An 18,679-nucleotide genomic window follows, 5' to 3' on the forward strand; every position below is an offset into this window, starting at 1 on the left:
CATGCTCCGGTTCATCGTCAAACGCTTTGCCTCCGCCCTTCTCGTCATGTTCGCGATCAGTGTCCTGGTCTTCCTGATCTTCTTCGCCACACCGGGAGTCGACCCCGCCGCGCGTATCGCGGGCCGCAACGCAGACCCGGCCACGCTCGCCCAGGTGCGGCACTCCTTCGGCCTCGACCGGCCCATGCCCGTCCGCTACTTGCTGATGATGCGGCACCTCCTGATCGACCGCGACCTGGAGTCGTTCGTCAACCGCGGCTCCCGCGTCATCCCGCAGATCGTGCAGGCCACCCCGGTGACCCTGTCGCTCGTCGTCGGCGCCGCGCTGATCTGGATGACGGCCGGCATCGTCATGGGCACCGCCGCGGCGGCCCTGCGCGGCAAGGCGGCCGACCCGCTGATCATGCTCGTCGGCGTGGTCGGGGTCTCCCTGCCGGCCTACTGGCTCGGCGAGGTCGTCAACCTCATCACCCAGAAGCAGTTGCACAGTTCGGTGTTCTCCTGGGTGCCACCACCCGGATACGTCGGCATCGGCCGCGACCCCGGCCAGTGGGCCCTGCACCTGCTCTTCCCCTGGCTGACCCTCGCGCTGCTGTACGCCGGGATCTACGCCCGGCTGCTGCGCGGCGAGGTCGTCAGTGCCCTGAACGAGGACTACGTCCGCACCGCGCGCGCCAAGGGCCTCTCCGAGCGGCGCATCCTGATCCGGCACGCCCTGCGCTGCTCGCTGATCCCGATCGTGTCGCTGTTCGGCCTGGACTTCGGCGCATTGGTGGGCGGCGCCGCGCTGCTCACCGAGGTGGTCTTCGGCCTCCCCGGCATCGGCAAGCTGACCTTCGACGCCCTCCAGAACCTGGATCTGCCCGTGATCATGGGCACGGTCCTGTACGCGGCGTTCTTCGTGGTCCTCGCCAACGCCCTGGTGGACATCCTGTACGCCCGACTCGACCCGAGGGCCCGCCATGCCTGACCAACCCCTGCTGGACGTACACGACTTGAGGGTGTCTTTCCGCACCCGCCGAGGCTCCGTCACGGTCGTCGACGGCCTGTCCTTCTCGGTGTCGCCCGGTGAGATCCTGGGTGTGGTGGGTGAGTCGGGCTCGGGCAAGAGCGTCTCGATGCTGGCCGTGCTGCGGCTGCTGACCAGTCCGAACGTCACCGTCGAGGGCGAAGTCCGCTTCCGTGGACGGGACTTGCTCACCCTTCCGGACAAGGAGATGCGGGCGGTACGCGGCCGGGAGATCGCCATGGTCTTCCAGGACCCGATGACCGCGCTCACGCCCGTGTACACGGTGGGCTGGCAGATCGCCGAGCAGATCCGGGCGCACGAGAAGGTGTCCCGCAAGGAGGCGCACGCGCGTGCTGTCCGTCTGCTCTCCGATGTCGGCATCCCGGACGCGGCCTCCCGCGCGAACGCCTTCCCGCACGAGTTCTCCGGCGGCATGCGGCAGCGCGCGGTCATCGCGATGGCCCTCTCGTGCGGCCCCGCGCTGCTGATCGCCGACGAGCCGACGACGGCGCTCGATGTCACCGTCCAGGCCCAAATCCTCGATCTCATGCGGGAGTTGAACACGCGGGGTTCGGCCGTCGTCCTCATCACCCACGACATGGGCGTGATCTCGCAGATCGCCGACCGGGTCCTGGTGATGTACGGCGGGCGGGCGGCCGAGGAAGGTCCGCGCCGGGCGGTGTTCCACGGGCCGCGACACCCGTACACGTGGGGGCTGCTCGACTCGGTACCGCGCGTGGGCGGGCCCCGGTTGCGGCGGCTGCCCACCATCGCGGGGATGCCGGTCGCGCCGGGGAGTCTGCCGGAGGGGTGTGCGTTCGCGCCCCGGTGCCGGTTGCGGCACGACCGGTGCGAGGAGCGGCCGGTGCTGTCGGCGGGCTCTGCCGTGGGCTCGGAGGCCGGCTCCGGTGCGGGCGCGCACCGCGACGCCTGCTGGCTGCCCGACGACGACCGTGCCTCGCTGCGCCTGACCTCACGGGCGGCGGCGACGGACGTACCGGACATGGAACGAGAGGCGACACCGTGAGCGCGCGGACGACAACGACCGAGGTGCTGCTGCGCGCCTCGGACGTCACCAAGCACTACCCCCTGCGCGCGGACGGGTTCTCCCGGCACCGCAGGGTGCTGCGGGCCGTGGACGGGGTGTCGTTGGAGGTGCGCGCGGGCGAGACCCTCGGCATCGTCGGCGAGTCCGGCTGCGGCAAGTCGACGCTGGGCCGCTGTCTGGTCCGGCTCACCGAACTCACGGGCGGCCGGGTCGAGTTCGACGGTCAGGACATCAGCACCCTGTCCACGCGCCGGCTGCGTCCCGTGCGTCCGGGGATGCAGCTGGTGTTCCAGGATCCGCAGGCCTCGCTGAACCCGCGCCGCCGCGCCGGGGACATCGTGGCGGAGCCGCTGCTCGTGCACCGGTACGGCGACGCCGCCGCCGTGCGCCGGCGGGTCGCGGAGCTCTTCGACGTCGTAGGGCTGGCCTCGGCCCATCTGGACCGTTATCCGCACGAGTTCTCCGGCGGGCAGCGGCAACGCATCGGTATCGCGCGGGCGTTGGCGACGAATCCGAAGCTGATCGTCGCGGACGAACCGGTGTCGGCGCTCGATGTGTCGATCCAGGCGCAGGTGTTGAACCTGTTCGCGGATCTGCAGGAGGAGTTCGCGCTCACCTACGTCTTCATCGCGCACGACCTCGGGGTGGTCCGGCATGTGTCGGACCGGATCGCGGTCATGTATCTCGGTGAGATCGTCGAACTCGGCGAGACGGAGGCCCTGTACAAGGAGCCGGCCCATCCCTACACACAGGCGCTGTTGTCGGCGGTCCCGGACATCGACGACGGCACGGTCGGCGACGAGGTCTCCCGGGAGCGGATCGTGCTCACCGGGGAGGTCCCCAACCCGGTGGACAAGCCGACGGGCTGCCCCTTCCGCACGCGTTGCCCCTACGCGCGGGAGCGGTGCGCGCGGGAACGCCCCCAGCTGACCGTGACGGCTTCCGGACGCCGGACCGCCTGCCACTTCCCCTTGATCGACTGAGGGGACGGAGGGCGGACCCGGCATGATGGCCCGTATGCACATTCGCATCGACGCCGTCGATCTGCCCGGCCGCACCTGCCCCGCCCCCGCCGGCAACCCCGTCCCGACGTACGACAACGTCCATGTCGCGGTGCAGCGCCGGGACCGGCCGACGGAACTTCTCGACCCGGCGCCGGGCGACGCCGTGTCCGCGACCTGGAACCTGGAGTGCACGGCGGAGGCCTCGCCGGACGGCTTCGTGGTGAAGGGCCCTTATGTGCAGCACCGGTTGGGGCGCCGGTTCGTCTATCTGTCGTGGGGCACGGTCGACGAGGCCGGTGTCTTCACGATGTTCCGGCGGGCCAAGCTCGTGCTCGACTCCGTGCCGGAGGACGTCTTGGCCGCCGCCTCGCGCGACGGCCTGCTGATCGGCCGCGTCGGACTCACCGACGCGGACGGCGGCCCGCTGTGCGCGCGGGTCGATCCCCCGCGCATCACCTGGACCGCCGCCGCCCTCTAGCTCTCGGTCAGGACGCCGAGTCCTTCTTGTTGGTCGCCGCCCGGTAGGCCTGGGTCGGGGTCATCGGGACGCCGTTGAGGCTGACCGTCTTGTAGGTGCTGACCTTGGCGCAGGACTTCGACTGGTCGGCGGTCGAGGCCTGGGCGTTGGACGTGGCCGCCTTGGTGTCGGCGGGGGCCGGGGACGAGGCGGCGCCGGGGTACGTCGTGCCGCTGGGCCAGTCCGTGCCGATCACCAGGGTCAGGCCGGTGGCGGTGCCCTGCTTGAGGTGCGAGGAGGCGAGGCCGATCGCCTTGGCCGCGGTCTGGGCCTCGGCCTTCTGCCCGGTGCCGTAGGTGAGCGTGGTCGTGGTCGCGCTCACGGAGGCGTTGCCCGTGGTCGTGCCGGAGCTGAAGCCGCCGGCTATCAGGGCGGTGGCGACGGTGGAGGCCCGGCCGCTGATGCTGGTGCCGTTCTCCACCGTGACGGCGATCTGCGCGGCGGGGACGGCGACCGCCGTGGCGGTCGCGGTGGCCGCGGCGGTCTTCTTGCCGGACGAGCTGGTCAGCGACTGGTCGTTGGAGATGGTCGCGAACAGGCTCTTGGCCGCGGCGGCGGGCACGACCCGGTTGGGGTTGGCCGGGTCGGCGCCGGTCTGCATCGTGGTGAACGTCATGCGCTTGGTGGGGACCTTGTCGAGGTCCGCGGCGAGCCCGATGAGCTTCTTGACGGTGCCGAGGCCCGTGTCCACGGTGAGCGCCTTGGTGGCGGCGTCGGCCAGGTCGTAGACGGCCGTGGGGTCGGTGAGGGTGCCGGCGCTCTTGAACTTGCGGATCATCGCGCTGAGGAAGAGGTGCTGGGAGACGGTACGGCCCAGGTCGCTGCCGTCGCCGAAGCCGTGCCGGGAGCGGACGAACTCCAGTGCCGCGTTGCCCTTGAGGGTGTGGGTGCCCTTGGCGAGTTTCAGGTGCGAGTAGGTGTCGTAGACGTCGGCGTTGACGCACACCGAGACACCGCCGACCGCGTCGGACATCTTCACCACGCCGGAGAAGTCCATCTGTACGAAGTGGTCGATGGCGATGCCGGTGAGCGCGTGCACGGTCTTGACCTGGCACTCCTGCCCGTACTGCAGCGCGCTGTTGATCTGGCCGTAGTAGCCGGGAGTCGACTGGCTGCTCTTCGGGTCCTTGCAGGCGGGGACCTGGGTCATGGTGTCGCGGGGGATGCTCATCACGGTGGCGTTCGAGCGGTCGGCGGAGATGTGCACGACCATCTCCACGTCCGCGTTGCCGTTGCCGGACTGCACGCCGGTCTGCGCACAGCCGCCGCCGAGCTTGCAGTCGGTCGCGCTGGTCCGGGCATCGCTGCCCATCACCAGGAGGTTGATCGGCGTACGGCCGAAGGCGTCGGCCTTCTCCTTGCCGCCCGCGCCGTCGTCGATCGCGATGCTGTTGATGTTGCCGTTCAGGTGCTCGTAGAACCACCAGCCGGCGCCCGCGGTCACCATGATGAGCACCGACAGGGATATCGCGGTGATCTTCAACACCCGCTTGCCGCGCGGGGCCTGCTTGGCGCGGCGGCGCTGGGCGGCGCGGCCCTGCGCGCGGGATCCGCCGCGCGGAGCCTGGCGGGCCGCGGCACGGGCGGCGGCCCGGCCGCCGGTGGGCAGCGGTTCGTCCGCCTCACTCGCACGCGGTCTGGGCACCCCTCGCGTGCGACTGCGCGTGGCGTGGCCCACGGGTCCGTCCCCGAGGTCGGTCATCTGGCACTCCCACAAAACGGTCGGGCCGTTCAGGCCTTCGGTGCTGCGGCCAGGGGCGCGCGGCCGTGTCGGGTCGGGCGGGACGGGGTTCCCGTCTCGCTTGCGTGGTTGCGCAATATAACAATCTCAGATGAGAACGTTGTAGCGCCTTCCTCATGTACGAGATCGCATTTTGCGTCAAGATTGTTCAACTGATCGGAATTTTCGTCGTGGTGATGGTCATCGGAGTCCCTGTCACGGCGATCAGATAGAAGCGTGGATGCGACCCGCCCGGCACCCGCCGGACACCGCCTGGCGGCTTCACGACGTACGTCGCGGAGGCGTGCGGGGCCAGGGACTTCGGGCCGCCGGAGGCGGTCCACCAGGCGGAGGCGCCCTGCCCGAGGCGGCTGGCGAAGTGCGGGGTGAGCCGGTTCGCCGTGGTGTTGACGACGCGCGTCACGAGGGCGGTGATGTCCCGATGGCCCGACCGTTCCACGTAGTTCGCCGTCACACTCATCCGCAGCGGCGGCCCGCTGGCCGCGGCGACCGTGACGCACAGCACAGCGGGCACGACGAGCCCCGCCGCGAGGACGGCCTTGGCGCGGTGTCCGGTCACGTGCGGGACGCGGGGCTGCCAGGCCGAGGCGAGCGCGGAGGCGGGGACGGTGGCCGCCGCCGCGAGCCACAGCGGGGTCATCATCAGGAAGTAGCCGTCCTGGGACCGGGTGGCGAGGTAGAAGCTCAGCCAGGGCAGCACGGTGATCGCCGGGCCCAGCCGGCGCACGAACAGCAGCGTGGCGGCGAGCAGGCCCAGGAGGAACAGGAGGCTGCCGTAGGAGTAGTAGTCGAGGTGACTGCTGCCCGCGGTGAGGTAGTACGAGATCCCCATGAGGCCCTGGCCGTGCAGGATCGCCTTCTGGGTGAGCGGGAGCAGCAGGCCCTGCAGCCAGGTGTGGAAGTCCTGGGTGGCGAAGTAGGCGTTGACGGCGGCCCAGGTCAGTGCGGCGGTGCCGGTGTAGCGGGCGACCACCCCCAGGGCGAGCCGGGGGCCGAGGTCGCCGCGCCGGACGGCGTAGAGGCCGACGAGGAGGAACGGTGTGAGGAACCAGGCGAGTTGCTGGGTGGCGCAGGCCGCGCCGAGGCAGAGGGCCTGGAGTACTCCGGGGAGTCCGAGCCGGCCGCCGGCGCCGGTGTCGGGCCACCTGACCACCACCGGGACGAGGAGCACCATGGCGAGGACGGCGGGGTAGCCGGAGTAGGCGTAGCCGGGCAGGATGCCGAAACCGAGGCACACGGTGGTGGCGCCGGACCGCCAGGGCGCCGGGAGTAGCAGCCACAGCAGGACGGCGCCCACCAGGAGCGCGCCGGTGGTGACCAGGGTGGCGGCGGCCGTCGAGTGGATCACGGCGTGGACGGGGGCGGCGAGCAGCGCGGTCAGCGGCGGGTAGCCGTAGGTGTAGTCGGCGCCGCCCGCCATGGTCTTGGTGATGCCGACGGACGAGGAGTCGAAGAGCCACGGCCAGGGCTGACCGTAGACGGGGTGGCCGTGCAGGATCTGGTTCGCGGCCTGCGCGGTGAGTACGCCCTCGTCGGTGCCGGCGTGGTTGAGCCAGTAGCCGCAGAGCACCAGCACGACGGCGAGCAGCAGGACGCCGGCGTCGACCCGGGTCAGGGCGCGCCGGGTGCGCGTGATGAGGGCGAGGACGCCGGCGACGAGGATCCCGGCGTAACAGACGGAGATGATTCCGGCGACGGGTGGATGGGAGGTCATCGCCCTCGTCCAGGCGTCGCGGGTGCCGATGAACAGGCTGATCGCGGCGATCAGCGTCATCCCCCGGTGCAGCTGCTGCGGTGCCGCGGGCCCGGTCGTGAGCGGCACCGTCACGGCGGGCGCATCGCGCTGCCTAGACCGGAGACCACCGCCGGCGCGGGGACCGTCATCCATGGCGTCGTTCTCCTTGCTCCGTCCCCGTCGGTCGGCCGTTCACGCGGGGGTCACCCCTACTACATGTCGTAGAGGTGAAAAGAGCCGACGAGGTTCACCGATCAAAGGGAAGAGCTGGGGAAGAAAGCGGTGAAATACGAGGAGAGGCGGCGCGTCAGCCGAGGTCGGGCAGGGGCCGCCGCGCCACGTCGTGCGCGACGCCCGCGCCGTCCGCATCGCGGCCAAGGCCCGCACGACCGCGGAGTTGCTCGCCGACCGTGACGCGGTCCGGGAGGCCGCCGTCAGCGACGAGTCGGGTACTCCGGTGGCCGACCTCGTGCCCCTCTCCCCCGTCACCACCCCGTGCCGGGTCGTCGCCCAGATGGTCAACTACCGCAGCCACGCCCGCGATTCGGGATTCCGCGGCGACATCCCGACCACCTTTTTCCGCAAGGCGTCCGGCTCGGTCAGCGGCCCCGGTGACGCCATCGTCCGCCCGCCGCATGTGGACTTCCTCGACCACGAGGTCGAATACGAGGTCGAACTCCGGCTCGTCATGGGGGCGTCGCTGCCGGTGGGCACCGTGGTGGAGGAACGGGACCTGCCGTCGTACGTCACCGGGCTCGTCGTCACCGACGACGTCAGCGCGCGGGACGTCCAGCTGACGAAGACGCAGTTCTACGAGAGCAAGTCGTGCCCCACGTTCACGCCGACGGGGCCGTACCTCTGCCTGCTGGAGCGGGAAGACTTCGCCCATCTCCTCGATCTGCGGCTGCAGTTGAATGTCAACGGGGAGCCACGGCAGGACCGCACCCTCGCCGACATGATCGTGCGGCCGGCGCGGGCGCTCACCCTGCCGGCCCGGTTCCAGACGCTGGACCCCGGCGACCTGCTGCTGACCGGCACCCCCGGCGGTACCGCGCTGGAGGCCCCGCCGAAGGCCGTCGAGAAGCTCGGCGCGCTGTTGCCACCCGCCGTGAAGTGGGCGTACTTCAAGACCCAGGCCCGCAACCCCCGTTACCTGCACGCGGGCGATGTCGTGACGGCCGACTTCGCCACCCCGGACGGACGCATCGACCTCGGTGTGCAGCGCACCGCTGTGACCGACGCGATCTGAGACGACCCTGAAGCGAGCCGCACCTGAGCGTCGAGACCGACTCGGCAGACATACCCGTGGTGATCGCCGGAGCCGGACCGGTGGGCGTGACGGCCGCGTTGCCGCTGTCCCGGCACGGCGTACGGACCGTCGTCCTGGAACGCCACCACGGCATCTACCCCTTGCCGCGCGCCGTCGCCGCCGACGACGAAGTCCGCCGGATCTCCAAGCGGCGCGCGTGGACGGGGAGTTCACCGCGATCGCGCGGCCCTCACGCGGACTGCGGCTGCTGGAGGCCCGGCACCGGGTGATGGCGGAGTTCCCGGGCGCCGAGCAGGGCGGGCACGGCTTCCCGCAGCCACTGGTCCGTCACCGGTCCGGGCGGCTTCCGGGGTGCCGTGTGGGAGTACCTCGACATCGACGCGACCTGGGTGCCGTGTGGTCCGTATGCGGGCAGGACTACGCTCCCAGCGCCGCCGCCGACCGGTTCACCCAGCTCGAACCCACCGTCCTGTTCGCCGCCGACGGCTGCCTCCTCAACGGCACCACCCACGACCGCCGCGAGGCCGCCCTCGAACTCGCCCGCGCGCCACCGACGTTGAAGGCGACAGTGCTGGTCGACCGCGTCGGCCTGCCGGGGCTCGCCGCCAACTACCCTGCACTCGGATCTCGGCCCCGGCGACCGCGACCACCCGCACCTACGACGGCAGCCCCGCCCCGCTCGCCCGTCCCGACATCCTGTGGGAGCCGGCCGCCCGCCACCGCGTCACGGTGTTCGGCACGAGCCCCCAATTCCTGTTGGGGGTAGCCAAGTTCGGCGCCACCCGGCGGTGCACGACCTGTCGTCCGTCCGTGCGATCGGCTGCACCGGCTCCACCCTGCCTGCCTCGGCCCACCCCTGGGTCCGCGACCACGGACGAGGGCCTCCCCGTGATGGACCAGGTCGGCGAGCTCGTCGTCACCCGGCCCATGCCGTCCATGCCGTTGTGCGTGTACTGAACGCCGCCCCACACCCGTACCGGCGAGAAGCTCGAAGTCCCCGTCAAACGGCTGCTTCAGGGAGTTCCTGCCGAGAGGGTGGTGAATCCAGCCACCGTGGACGCACCGGAACTCCTCGGCCTCTTCACACAGTTGGGGGCCGGGCGGCGTCGGGTCCGGCGTCCATGGCCGTCTTGCAGGACGAACTCTCCGGCGCGCACAGACAACAGTTGCGCCAACTCTACGTTTCCGGAGTGTTGCCGGATGCGGCAAATAGGTCCTTTGCCGCGCGCTCGATGCCGGTTCCCTTCGCCGGAAGCACCGGAGAACCGTTTCAGCAGGCCAGGTTGGGCGTCTACCGTGACGTGATTACGTCTCATTAAGGATGGTGGCGTAGGGTGGCTGACCGTTAACTGTCCCATTCCTTAACGGACTTGACGGTTAATGAGCGCTGCGCGCCGTGTGTCCCACCTGGTTGATCGAGAGGACTCCGATGCCCGAAATCCCCTCCTATGCTGTGCCCTCGGAGCCCGATCGAACGACAGGGTCGGGCTCCGCGCGAAACAGACACGCCCGGTCCTCCACCCAGGACGGACCGTCGGATTCGGCCACTCGGTCACGTTCGGTCCGCCTCGCCGTCCTGCCCGCCGTCGCCATGGCGATCCTCGCCGCCGCCGTCGTCCTGATCGTGCTGCGCACGCAGAGCGGTTACGCCGACGGGACCACCTGGACGGTGCTCGCTGTCGCCGCCGTCCTCGGCTGCGGGATCCTGTTCGGCGGCGTACGGCTCGGGCGCACGGAGGCCGCGGGGATCTCCCGGCAGTACGCGTCGCTGCGCCGCACGGTCGCCACGGGCCAGGCCGAGCTGCAGGACGTGCTCCAGCGGCTGGAGCGCGGTGAGCCGGTGGCGCAGGTGCCGTTCACGCACCAGCCGCCGTCGCAGTCCGACCCGCTCGGCAGGCTCACGTACGAGATAGGTGTGGGCCTGTGGCAGGCCCGTACCGTCGTCGCGCAGACCGCGCAGCTCGCCCGGGCCTCCGCGCCGGACAGCGAGGAGCGCGTCGAGGTCTTCGTCAACCTGGCCCGGCGTCTGCAGTCGCTCGTGCACCGCGCGATCAACATGCTCGACCAGCTGGAGAACGAGGTCGAGGACCCGGAGCTCCTCAAGGGCCTCTTCCACGTGGACCACCTCGCCACCCGTATCCGCCGCCACGCGGAGAACGTGGCCGTGCTCGGCGGCTCGGTGTCCCGCCGCCAGTGGACGCGCCCGGTGACGCTGACCGAGGTGCTGCGTTCGTCGATCGCCGAGGTCGAGCACTACTCCCGGGTCAAGCTCGTGCCCCCGATCGAGGGCACCCTGCGCGGCCACGCCGTCGCCGACGTCATCCACCTGCTGGCCGAGCTCGTCGAGAACGCCACGACGTTCTCCGAGCCCCAGACCCAGGTGCTGCTGCGCGCCCAGCGCGTGACCGCCGGTCTCGCCGTCGAGGTCGAGGACCGCGGACTGGGCATGCCCGCGCAGGAGCAGGTCCGCATCAACACGCTGCTCGCCGAGCCGGACCGCATCGACATCAGCAAGCTCCTCGCGGACGGCCGTATCGGCCTGTACGTGGTGTCCGCGCTGGCCCGCCGGCACGGCATCGCGGTCCGGCTGCAGAGCAACATCTACGGCGGCATCCAGGCCATCCTGGTCATCCCGCGCGGGCTGATGGGCGAAGAGCCCGGCGAGCTGCCCGCCCAGGGCCACGCCCAGGTGGTGGCCGACATGTCGCGGTCCGTCCAGGCCGCCCCGGCCCACCACACGGCCGTACAGGCCGCCGCGCCCCAGCCCGTCGCCCCGCCGCCGACGTTCCGGCAGCCGCTGCCCCCGGCCCGCACCGGGAGCGCGCCGATGCCGGTCGCGCACCAGCAGCAACAGCACCCGAGGACCGTGGAACCGGCGGCGCCGCGTGAGCGCGGGTCCGTGCCGTACGGCAGGGAGTCCCGGGACGAGCGGCCCCAACTGCCGCAGCGGCACGCGCAGGAGCACCTCGTACCGGAGCTCCGTGAAGGTCCGGCCCCGCGCAAGACCGAGGAACGAGAGGTCGAGCACGATCCGGGACTGATGGCCATGTTCCGGCGCGGAGTCAGCCTCGCCGACAACGAACCCGACGAGCCTTCCACCGACAGCGCTCGCTGACCGCAGGCTCCGTTACTCGCATTCAAGGAGAAGAACGCCATCGTGAGCGACATGCACGCCGGCCAGCAGAACCTCGACTGGCTCCTGGCGGGACTCGTCCAGAGGGTCCCCTACACCCGCAGCGCCGTGCTGCTGAGCACGGACGGCCTCGCGAAGGCCGCCGACGGTCTGGAGACGGCGGCCGAGGCCGAGCACCTGGCCGCCCTGGCATCCGGTCTGCACTCGCTCGCCCGCAGCGCGGGCGCGCAGTTCGCCCAGGGCGCCGATGTGCGGCAGGTGGTCGTGGAACTGGACAGCGCCCTGCTGTTCGTGTGCGCCGCGGGCTCCGGCGCCTGTCTGGCCGTGCTGGCCGACCGGGAGGCCGACGCGGCCGTCCTCGGTTACGAAATGGCCATGCTGGTCAAGAGTGTCCGCCCCTACCTCGCCACGCCGGTCCGACAGCAGGGGGCCGGCTCGTCGATGGATCCGAGGCGCTGACCATGTCGGACGCGGAGGACGGGTCGTGGCTCGACGACGAGGCAGGACGGTTAGTACGGCCGTACACCGTGAGCAACGGTCGTACCCGTCCCTCGGCGCACTTCGACCTGCTCACCCTGGTGATGGCCACCGGTACCCGGCCCCAGAGCTATCTGGGGCCCGACTACGACCAGGTCCTCACCCTGTGCGGCGCGCCCATATCGGTCGCCGAGGTGGCCGCGCATCTGCGGCTGCCCGCCGTGATCACCAAAGTTCTGCTCTCCGACCTCGTGACGCACCAGGCGCTCACCCTGCGCTCACCGCGTTCCGTCGAGGCGGCCTCCCCGACCGACCGAAACCTCCTGGAGGCGGTGCTGCATGGACTACGTAAGCGGCTCTGACCCCTTTCCCACCGCCCTGAAGATCCTCATAGCCGGGGGCTTCGGGGTCGGCAAGACCACGTTCGTCGGAGCGGTCAGCGAGATCGAGCCGCTGAGCACCGAAGAACTGCTGACCTCGGTCAGCGCCCGTACCGACAGCCTGGTGGGCATCGAGGACAAGTCGACCACCACCGTGGCGATGGACTTCGGCCGGATGTCCCTGGACAAGGAGCACGTCCTCTACCTGTTCGGCACACCCGGGCAGGAGCGGTTCTGGTTCATGTGGGACGAGTTGTCCAACGGCGCGCTCGGTGCCGTGGTGCTCGCGGACACCCGCCGACTGGACCACTGCTTCGCCGCCGTCGACTTCTTCGAACGGCGCGGCATCGGCTTCATCGTGGCCGTCAACGAGTTCGACGGCGCCTATCACTACGAGTCCGACGAGATCCGCGCGGCTCTCGACCTCAAGCCCGACGTACCTGTCGTGATGTGCGACGCGCGGCAGTGCAACTCCGGTACCCGCGTGTTGATCGCACTCGTACAGCATCTGCTCGCCTCGACTCCCGGCACCCCGCCCGCGGAGCTTTACCCGTCGCACTGAGCACCGCTCGACGCGACCGAATGGAGCCTGCATGTCAGCCCCGGTTCCCTACAACACCCAGACCACGTACGACCCGACCAGCCATCTGCTGCTCACGCCCGAGGACCGGGAGGCGGCAGCCCGGGTGGCACGGCTGCGCGAACTCGGCCTCGGGGAAGCGCCGATCGCGGAGTTCGACGAGTTCGCGCGCAACCTGGCGCATGTCACGGGCGCGCCCTTCTCGATGGTCAACTTCATCGACGAGAACCGTCAGTACTTCGCGGGCCTGTACGCCGGGGGCCGTGCGGGCGTACAGCTGGAGCCGGACCAGGAGCCCCAGGTCGGCCGGACGATGACGCGTGATCAGGGGTACTGCCCGCACGTGGTCGTGCGGAAGAAGGCACTGGTCCTGGAGGACGTCTGCGACTACCCGCGGTTCGCGGGCAACCGGGTCGTGGACGAGATAGGCATCCGCTCGTACATGGGCGCGCCGCTGATCGACTGGAAGACGGGCATGGCCCTGGGCACGATCTGCGTGGTCGACACGGACACCCATCCGTGGGGGCGCGAGGGCCTGGCGACGATCAAGTCGCTGGCGCAGCAGCTGGTCGACCGGCTCCACACGATGGAGACCCGGGGCGGTATCTGAGTCCGCCGGCTCCTGTGCGGGGGCGACCACTTCGGGTGACGTTCAGGACGGGAGCCGCGGGCACGACACTGTGTCCGTGGCTCCCCCGGTGTTCAGCTCACGTGCCGGCCGTCTCCAACTGCCCCAGGCGGCGCTGGGGTTGGACGGTCCGCACGAGGTCGGCCAGTCGCTCGGACCACTGGCCCTTGGCCGTACCGAGGGCCACCTCGCCCAGCCTCAGCAGCTGGATGTCGGAGGTGCCGGCGGGGGCGTAGATGTGATGGGCGTCGCGCAGATAGCGCTCCACCGGGCGGTCGGTGAACAGACCGCTGGCGGCGTGGATCTCCATGCTGTCACGGGCCGAGTCGACGGCCGCCTCGACGTTGAGGAGCTTGGCGTTCATCAACTCCGCGTCGCAGGACAGCCCTTGGTCGAGGAGGTGGACGGCGTGGTAGGCGGCCAGCCGGGCCGTCATCAGCCGGGACTTCATCCTGCCCAGCTTGAGTTTGATGTTGGTGAGGTCGCCCAGCGGTGCCCCGAAGCGCTCGCGCTCGATGCACAGCGCCGTGGTCTCCTCGAAGACGGCCTGGTGGATGCCGAGGGAGACGGCCGTGAGGTTGGGGCGGCCGTAGAGGATGCTCGACGAGTAGGCGACGGCCAGGCCCTTGCCCTCGCCGCCGAGCAGATTCGCCGCCGGTACACGGCAGTTGTCGTAGATGATCTCGCCGAAGCTGAAGCCGTGCAGGCCCATGGCGGGCACCTGCTCGCCGAGTGAGAAGCCGGGGCGGTCGGACTCGACGAGGAAGGCCGACAGTCCCTTCGATCCCTCACCGGTGCGGACGACCACGCCGTGCACGTCGCCGACATGACTGTTGCCGACGAAGACCTTGCGGCCGTTGAGAATGTAGTCGTCGCCGTCGCGGACGGCGGTGCTGCCCATGCCCAGCACATGGCCGCCCGACTCCGGTTCGGTGACGGCGATGGTCGGGAGGCAGTCGCCGGCGGCGATGCGGGGCAGCCACTTCCGCTTCTGCTTCTCGTTCCCGAAGTGAATGATCTTGGCCACGCCGAGCTGGGAGGCCTGAACCATGGCTCCCATAGCACCGCATACCCGGGCGAGTTCCTCGATGGTGATGGTCTTGGCCAGGTGCCCGGCGCCCATTCCGCCGTACTCTTTGCCAATGGTCACGCCGATCCAGCCCTGCCGGGCGATGAGACTGGACAGCTCGCGCGCCACGGTGCGCGACTTCTCCATCTCCGCTATCCGCGGACGTACCTCGCGTTCGGCGAACTCGCGCACGCGTTGGCGCAGGTCCTCGTGCCACCCGCTGGTGAAATAGCGTTCCACAACCCCTCCTGCACGCTGCCTCCGTGTCCGGCTTGATCCGGAGGTCGTTCGTCGGGCAGTGGTTCGTCGCCCTTGGGCGCCTGCCCGAAATATTGTCTACTTGTCGACCCATCTCAGCCAAGATCACATTACGAGGTTGACTGAAACCCGGCGCCTTGCAGGGACTCCCAACTGTGCGATATGGGCCACGAGACGGTCTCTTCCGGACACGTCACGAAGAGAAACCGACCAAGCGCGAACAAGGAGCGCCCAATGCGGACAGAGTCCTGCCCATCAGGCACGTGCCGGACGGACATACGGTGGCCCACATCGACAATCAGTCACGTTCCGACTGACCGATAAGGGAGCCTGTGCGGTTCCTTTGACCGGCGGCCAACCGGCGAACATCGGCCATCGTTCGAGGGCGGAGGCGATCACTCCACCGCAACAACCTGCACTTACGTCACTCCGACCCCAGGGGCCACGTTCGACGGGCCGCCCATCCCCTCCGGTCTCCCCCTCCGGCATCCCCTTCCGGGGAGCGGGAGGGGCCCACGTCCCGGACGGGTCCCGCACCCCCTGCCGAAGAACGGGGAGCGGGGAGCCGGGGGTGACGGGGACCAGGGGGCAGGGAACGGCGAACGGATCGGCGCCACATCCCCGCCATGCCGACCGCCGCATCGGCACGCCCCCCACACCCCCTTGCTCCGCCCCCGGTGCCGCCCTAGCCTGAGTTTGTGCCGCAAATAAACAAAACACCCATGCGCAGCGTCGCGCCGGGCGTCACCACCGACCTCACCCGGCTCCGGACCACCCTCACCGCGTTCTTCGCCCTCGACGGCTTCATCTTCGCCGGGTGGGTCGTCCGCATCCCCGCCATCAAGCACCAGACCGGCGCCTCCGCCGGCACCCTGGGCCTCGCACTCCTAGGAGTCTCCGCGGGCGCCGTCATCACGATGATGCTCACCGGCCGCCTCTGCCACCGCTACGGCAACCACCAAGTCACCGTCGCCTGCGCCGTGTTGCTGTCCCTGAGCGTCTCGCTGCCCCCGCTCACCCACTCGCCGCTCACCCTCGGCCTCGTCCTGCTGGTGTTCGGCGCGGCCTACGGAGGGATAAATGTCGCTTTCAACAGCGCGGCGGTCGTCCTTGTCAGGGCCATGCGGCGGCCCATCATGCCCAGCTTCCACGCCGCGTTCAGCCTCGGCGGGATGGTCGGTGCCGGGCTCGGCGGGCTGGTCGCCGGGGTCCTGACCCCGACACAGCACCTGTTCGCCCTCACCGTGATCGGTCTGCTCGTCACGGCTCTGATCGGCCCCACCTTGCTGCGCCTGCGGCCCCCGGCACTCCCCGACGACTCACGGAAGGCCTCATCCAAGGCTCCGTCCAAGGACTCGTCCAGTGGCTCGTCCAAGGACTCCTCCGGGGACTCGTCGAAGGGGGCGACCGCGACCCGGCGCCTGGACGCCCGCACCCGTGGTCTCGTCTTCACCTTCGGCCTGATCGCCCTGTGCACGGCCTTCGGCGAAGGAGCCCTGGCCGACTGGAGCGCCCTGCACCTGGAACAGGACCTCGACGCCACCGCCGGCGCCGCCGCCATCGGCTACTCCTGCTTCGCCCTCGCCATGACCGTCGGCCGCCTCACCGGCACCCGGCTCCTCGAACGCCTCGGCCGGACCCGCACCCTCGTGTCCGGCGGCACCATCGCCGCCCTCGGCATGCTCCTCGGCGCCCTCGCGCCCACCCTGTGGGCGGCCGTCCTCGGCTTCGTCATCACCGGGCTCGGCCTCGCCAACCTCTTCCCCGTCGCCGTCGAACGCGCCGGTACCCTCGCCGGCCCCGACGGCGTCGCCATCGCCTCCACCTTCGGCTACGGCGGCATGCTCCTGGGACCACCGGCCATCGGTTTCATGGCCGACTGGTACTCCTTGCCCGCCGCCCTCACCAGCGTGGCCGTCCTGGCCGCCACCGCCGCCGGCATCGGCTTCCTCACCCGGCATGCCGCCGAGCGCTGATCCCACGCCGGACCGGGAAGCGGCCCTTCCCACCAACTCCCCGCCGGGCCGGAGCCGCGCCGACCCGATCGCGGCCCTGGTCCCGGTCGTCGTCGCCGTCACGGTCGTCGCCGCCATCGCGGTCGTCGCCGCCATCGCGGTCAAGGAGGGCGGGGAGGCCAGGCTCGGCGACAACTGCCGCGCACGCACCGGCTTTACGATGCCCGAGGAGGCCAACGGCGCGACGGATTCCCGCAGTTGCGCCCCTGGGTGCTCAAGTCGTTGAACTGGCCGTCGCCTACGACATCGACGGACCCGACCCTCTGCACATGGTCGCGTGCTGCCGACACGTCCCCTCGCTCTCCATGGAGCACCCTCGAAGCGCGGCCTCAGGCGTCGGCGACGGGGGCGTCCGCCGACGTGGCCTTGGTGAAGCGCGGCAGTGCGGCGGCGCCGACGGCGAGCAGGGCGACGATGCCCATCTGCACGTACTCGACGCCGGCGAAGGCGTGGGCGACGTTGTGCGGTGCCAGGGCGAGGTAGAGGGTGCCGAGGGTGGCCACACCGAGAGCGAGTCCGCTCTGTTGCAGGGTGATCAGCACGCCGCTGCCGATACCGGCCAGGTGGGTGGGGACGTCGGCGAGGACGCTGCGGAACAGGCCCGCGAACAGCATCGACTGTCCGGCACCGACCAGGGCGAGCGGCAGGGCCATCGCCCACAGGCTGACGTGCGGCCAGTTGGCGAGCAGAACCGTCACCAGGGAGGCCAGTCCGGCGAGTTGGACGACGGCGCCGGCGGACAGGGCGGCCCGGCCGAACCGTGTGATCACGCGGGGTGCGACCAGGGAACCGGCGAAGAAGAGCAGGGCCATCGGCAGGATCGCAAGGCCGCTGTGCAGGGCGTCGGCGTGCAGGCCGTTCTGGACGGTGAGGGCGAAGACGAACATGAACGCGCCGAAGCCGATGCTGAAGGCGAACACCATGGCAAGCCCGCGGGACATCGAGGGCAGACGCAGCAGGGAGGGCGGCAGCAGCGGAACCTCGCCGCGCCGCTCGGTGCGCTTCTCCACGACGTAGGTGGCGGCGCCGAGGACAACCGCGAGGGCGAGCATCATCCAGGTCCACCAGGGCCAGCCCAGGGAGTGGCCCTCGGTCAGCGGGACGAGCAGGGCGGTCAGGGTGGCGGCGAAGAGAACCGTGCCGGGCAGGTCGATGCCGACCGGGTGGGGCGAGCGGGTGCTGGGCACGATCCGGGCCGCCACCACCAGCACGACGACGCCGATGGGCACGTTGACCAGGAAGATCGGGCGCCAGGAGGTGCCGGCGATGTCGGCGCTGACCAGCAGTCCGCCCACCAACTGCCCCACCACGGCGGCGATTCCGGAGGTGGCTCCGTACAGGGCCACGGCGCGGGCCTTGCGTTCCCCGTCGAGGACGTGGTGGAAGGTCGCCAGCACCTGCGGGATGAGCAGGGCGGCGGTGGCGCCCTGAATGATGCGGGCCGCGATCAGCGCGCCCACGCTCGGGGCGACACCGCAGGCCAGCGAGGCCAGGACGAAGCCCACCAGCGCACCGAGGAAGATGCGGCGCCGGCCGTAGCGGTCGCCCAGCCGCCCCCCGAGGACCAGCAGGGTCGCGTACGCCACGCCGTACCCGGCGATCACCAGTTCCAGCGACGACGCCGAGGCGTGCAGGGAGGCGTCGATGCTGGGCAGCGCCACGTTGGTGATGAAGAAGTCCATGATCGGCAGGAAGGCCCCGGCCAGCAGGATGAAGACCCCGACCGGGTGCAGCCTGCCCGCCCGGGCCATGGCCCGGGGAGAAGCCGTCGCCGTCCCGGCACGCCGGGAGGAAGTGGTTGTCGACATGACACTC

16 protein-coding genes and 2 pseudogenes are annotated in these 18,679 nt (G+C 70.5%); 14 read left to right on the forward strand and 4 right to left on the reverse strand.

Features of this window, described 5'->3' with window-relative positions:
* The first annotated feature begins 1 nt into the window (after position 1).
* Genes ACIQBL_RS18815 through ACIQBL_RS18830 form a run of 4 tightly spaced genes read left to right on the forward strand, consistent with a single transcriptional unit; the run spans position 2 to position 3,539 of the window.
* Positions 2–970, forward strand: coding sequence for an ABC transporter permease (locus ACIQBL_RS18815; protein ID WP_401942988.1), 969 nt, complete (start codon positions 2–4; stop codon positions 968–970).
* Positions 963–2,036 (forward strand): ABC transporter ATP-binding protein, encoded by a 1,074-nt coding sequence (locus ACIQBL_RS18820; protein ID WP_401942991.1) that lies wholly within the window; start codon positions 963–965, stop codon positions 2,034–2,036. The genes ACIQBL_RS18815 and ACIQBL_RS18820 overlap by 8 nt, the downstream gene beginning before the upstream one ends.
* On the forward strand, positions 2,033–3,040 hold the full coding sequence (locus ACIQBL_RS18825) for an ABC transporter ATP-binding protein (RefSeq protein ID WP_401942994.1): 1,008 nt from the start codon (positions 2,033–2,035) through the stop codon (positions 3,038–3,040). Before ACIQBL_RS18820 ends, ACIQBL_RS18825 begins: the two co-directional genes overlap by 4 nt.
* Before the next feature lie 34 nt (positions 3,041–3,074).
* Positions 3,075–3,539, forward strand: coding sequence for a DUF5990 family protein (locus tag ACIQBL_RS18830; RefSeq protein ID WP_401942996.1), 465 nt, complete (start codon positions 3,075–3,077; stop codon positions 3,537–3,539).
* 7 nt (positions 3,540–3,546) lie between these two features.
* Here ACIQBL_RS18830 and ACIQBL_RS18835 read toward each other — a convergent pair whose 3' ends face one another.
* Together ACIQBL_RS18835 and ACIQBL_RS18840 are read right to left on the reverse strand one after the other, a co-directional pair.
* Positions 3,547–5,280: an LCP family protein gene (locus tag ACIQBL_RS18835; RefSeq protein ID WP_401942998.1), complete on the reverse strand. Its 1,734-nt coding sequence runs from the start codon at positions 5,278–5,280 to the stop codon at positions 3,547–3,549.
* A gap of 187 nt (positions 5,281–5,467) precedes the next feature.
* Positions 5,468–7,207 carry a hypothetical protein gene (locus ACIQBL_RS18840; RefSeq protein ID WP_401943000.1) on the reverse strand — a complete coding sequence of 580 codons (1,740 nt, stop codon included), beginning with the start codon at positions 7,205–7,207 and terminating at the stop codon, positions 5,468–5,470.
* 190 nt (positions 7,208–7,397) lie between these two features.
* Here ACIQBL_RS18840 and ACIQBL_RS18845 point away from each other — a divergent pair, with 190 nt between their 5' ends.
* The 8 genes and pseudogenes from ACIQBL_RS18845 (at position 7,398) to ACIQBL_RS18880 (ending at position 13,504) form a co-directional block, all read left to right on the forward strand.
* The gene (locus tag ACIQBL_RS18845) at positions 7,398–8,303 is read left to right on the forward strand and encodes a fumarylacetoacetate hydrolase family protein (protein ID WP_401943003.1); all 906 of its coding nucleotides are present in this window, start codon (positions 7,398–7,400) and stop codon (positions 8,301–8,303) included.
* Between the two features lie 23 nt (positions 8,304–8,326).
* Positions 8,327–8,685, forward strand: a pseudogene (locus ACIQBL_RS18850) (FAD-dependent monooxygenase); the annotation flags it as partial.
* Between the two features lie 24 nt (positions 8,686–8,709).
* Positions 8,710–9,440: pseudogene (locus ACIQBL_RS18855) on the forward strand (hypothetical protein); the annotation flags it as partial.
* A gap of 475 nt (positions 9,441–9,915) precedes the next feature.
* Positions 9,916–11,439: a sensor histidine kinase gene (locus ACIQBL_RS18860; protein WP_401943005.1), complete on the forward strand. Its 1,524-nt coding sequence runs from the start codon at positions 9,916–9,918 to the stop codon at positions 11,437–11,439.
* 39 nt (positions 11,440–11,478) lie between these two features.
* On the forward strand, positions 11,479–11,916 hold the full coding sequence (locus tag ACIQBL_RS18865) for a roadblock/LC7 domain-containing protein (RefSeq protein ID WP_043677397.1): 438 nt from the start codon (positions 11,479–11,481) through the stop codon (positions 11,914–11,916).
* 2 nt (positions 11,917–11,918) lie between these two features.
* Positions 11,919–12,296 (forward strand): DUF742 domain-containing protein, encoded by a 378-nt coding sequence (locus tag ACIQBL_RS18870; protein WP_401943008.1) that lies wholly within the window; start codon positions 11,919–11,921, stop codon positions 12,294–12,296.
* The gene (locus tag ACIQBL_RS18875) at positions 12,274–12,876 is read left to right on the forward strand and encodes a GTP-binding protein (RefSeq protein ID WP_401943010.1); all 603 of its coding nucleotides are present in this window, start codon (positions 12,274–12,276) and stop codon (positions 12,874–12,876) included. The genes ACIQBL_RS18870 and ACIQBL_RS18875 overlap by 23 nt, the downstream gene beginning before the upstream one ends.
* A gap of 31 nt (positions 12,877–12,907) precedes the next feature.
* Positions 12,908–13,504, forward strand: a complete 597-nt coding sequence (locus tag ACIQBL_RS18880) for a GAF domain-containing protein (RefSeq protein WP_401943013.1) — start codon at positions 12,908–12,910, stop codon at positions 13,502–13,504.
* Between the two features lie 97 nt (positions 13,505–13,601).
* On the opposite strand, the gene ACIQBL_RS18885 is transcribed toward ACIQBL_RS18880, so the two are convergent.
* Positions 13,602–14,831, reverse strand: coding sequence for an acyl-CoA dehydrogenase family protein (locus tag ACIQBL_RS18885; RefSeq protein ID WP_401943015.1), 1,230 nt, complete (start codon positions 14,829–14,831; stop codon positions 13,602–13,604).
* 740 nt (positions 14,832–15,571) lie between these two features.
* On the opposite strand from ACIQBL_RS18885, the gene ACIQBL_RS18890 reads away from it, so the two are divergent.
* Complete coding sequence (locus tag ACIQBL_RS18890; RefSeq protein ID WP_401943017.1) at positions 15,572–16,825, forward strand: MFS transporter; 1,254 nt, start codon at positions 15,572–15,574, stop codon at positions 16,823–16,825.
* Entirely contained in the window at positions 16,809–17,090 is a 282-nt protein-coding gene (locus ACIQBL_RS18895; protein ID WP_401943020.1) for a hypothetical protein, read from the forward strand. The genes ACIQBL_RS18890 and ACIQBL_RS18895 overlap by 17 nt, the downstream gene beginning before the upstream one ends.
* A gap of 103 nt (positions 17,091–17,193) precedes the next feature.
* On the opposite strand, the gene ACIQBL_RS18900 is transcribed toward ACIQBL_RS18895, so the two are convergent.
* Positions 17,194–18,672, reverse strand: a complete 1,479-nt coding sequence (locus ACIQBL_RS18900; protein ID WP_401943023.1) for an MFS transporter — start codon at positions 18,670–18,672, stop codon at positions 17,194–17,196.
* Positions 18,673–18,679 lie beyond the last annotated feature (7 nt).

The sequence above is a fragment of the Streptomyces sp. NPDC088350 genome (genome assembly GCF_044753545.1).
Taxonomy (GTDB): domain Bacteria; phylum Actinomycetota; class Actinomycetes; order Streptomycetales; family Streptomycetaceae; genus Streptomyces.

Coding starts and splice junctions, on each gene's coding strand:
- ACIQBL_RS18815 (WP_401942988.1), top strand. CDS start 2: ATGCTCCGGTTCATCGTCAAACGCTTTGCCTCCGCCCTTCTCGTCATG.
- ACIQBL_RS18820 (WP_401942991.1), top strand. CDS start 963: ATGCCTGACCAACCCCTGCTGGACGTACACGACTTGAGGGTGTCTTTC.
- ACIQBL_RS18830 (WP_401942996.1), top strand. CDS start 3,075: ATGCACATTCGCATCGACGCCGTCGATCTGCCCGGCCGCACCTGCCCC.
- ACIQBL_RS18835 (WP_401942998.1), bottom strand. CDS start 5,280: ATGACCGACCTCGGGGACGGACCCGTGGGCCACGCCACGCGCAGTCGC.
- ACIQBL_RS18840 (WP_401943000.1), bottom strand. CDS start 7,207: ATGGATGACGGTCCCCGCGCCGGCGGTGGTCTCCGGTCTAGGCAGCGC.
- ACIQBL_RS18860 (WP_401943005.1), top strand. CDS start 9,916: ATGGCGATCCTCGCCGCCGCCGTCGTCCTGATCGTGCTGCGCACGCAG.
- ACIQBL_RS18870 (WP_401943008.1), top strand. CDS start 11,919: ATGTCGGACGCGGAGGACGGGTCGTGGCTCGACGACGAGGCAGGACGG.
- ACIQBL_RS18875 (WP_401943010.1), top strand. CDS start 12,274: ATGGACTACGTAAGCGGCTCTGACCCCTTTCCCACCGCCCTGAAGATC.
- ACIQBL_RS18880 (WP_401943013.1), top strand. CDS start 12,908: ATGTCAGCCCCGGTTCCCTACAACACCCAGACCACGTACGACCCGACC.
- ACIQBL_RS18890 (WP_401943017.1), top strand. CDS start 15,572: ATGCGCAGCGTCGCGCCGGGCGTCACCACCGACCTCACCCGGCTCCGG.
- ACIQBL_RS18895 (WP_401943020.1), top strand. CDS start 16,809: ATGCCGCCGAGCGCTGATCCCACGCCGGACCGGGAAGCGGCCCTTCCC.
- ACIQBL_RS18900 (WP_401943023.1), bottom strand. CDS start 18,672: ATGTCGACAACCACTTCCTCCCGGCGTGCCGGGACGGCGACGGCTTCT.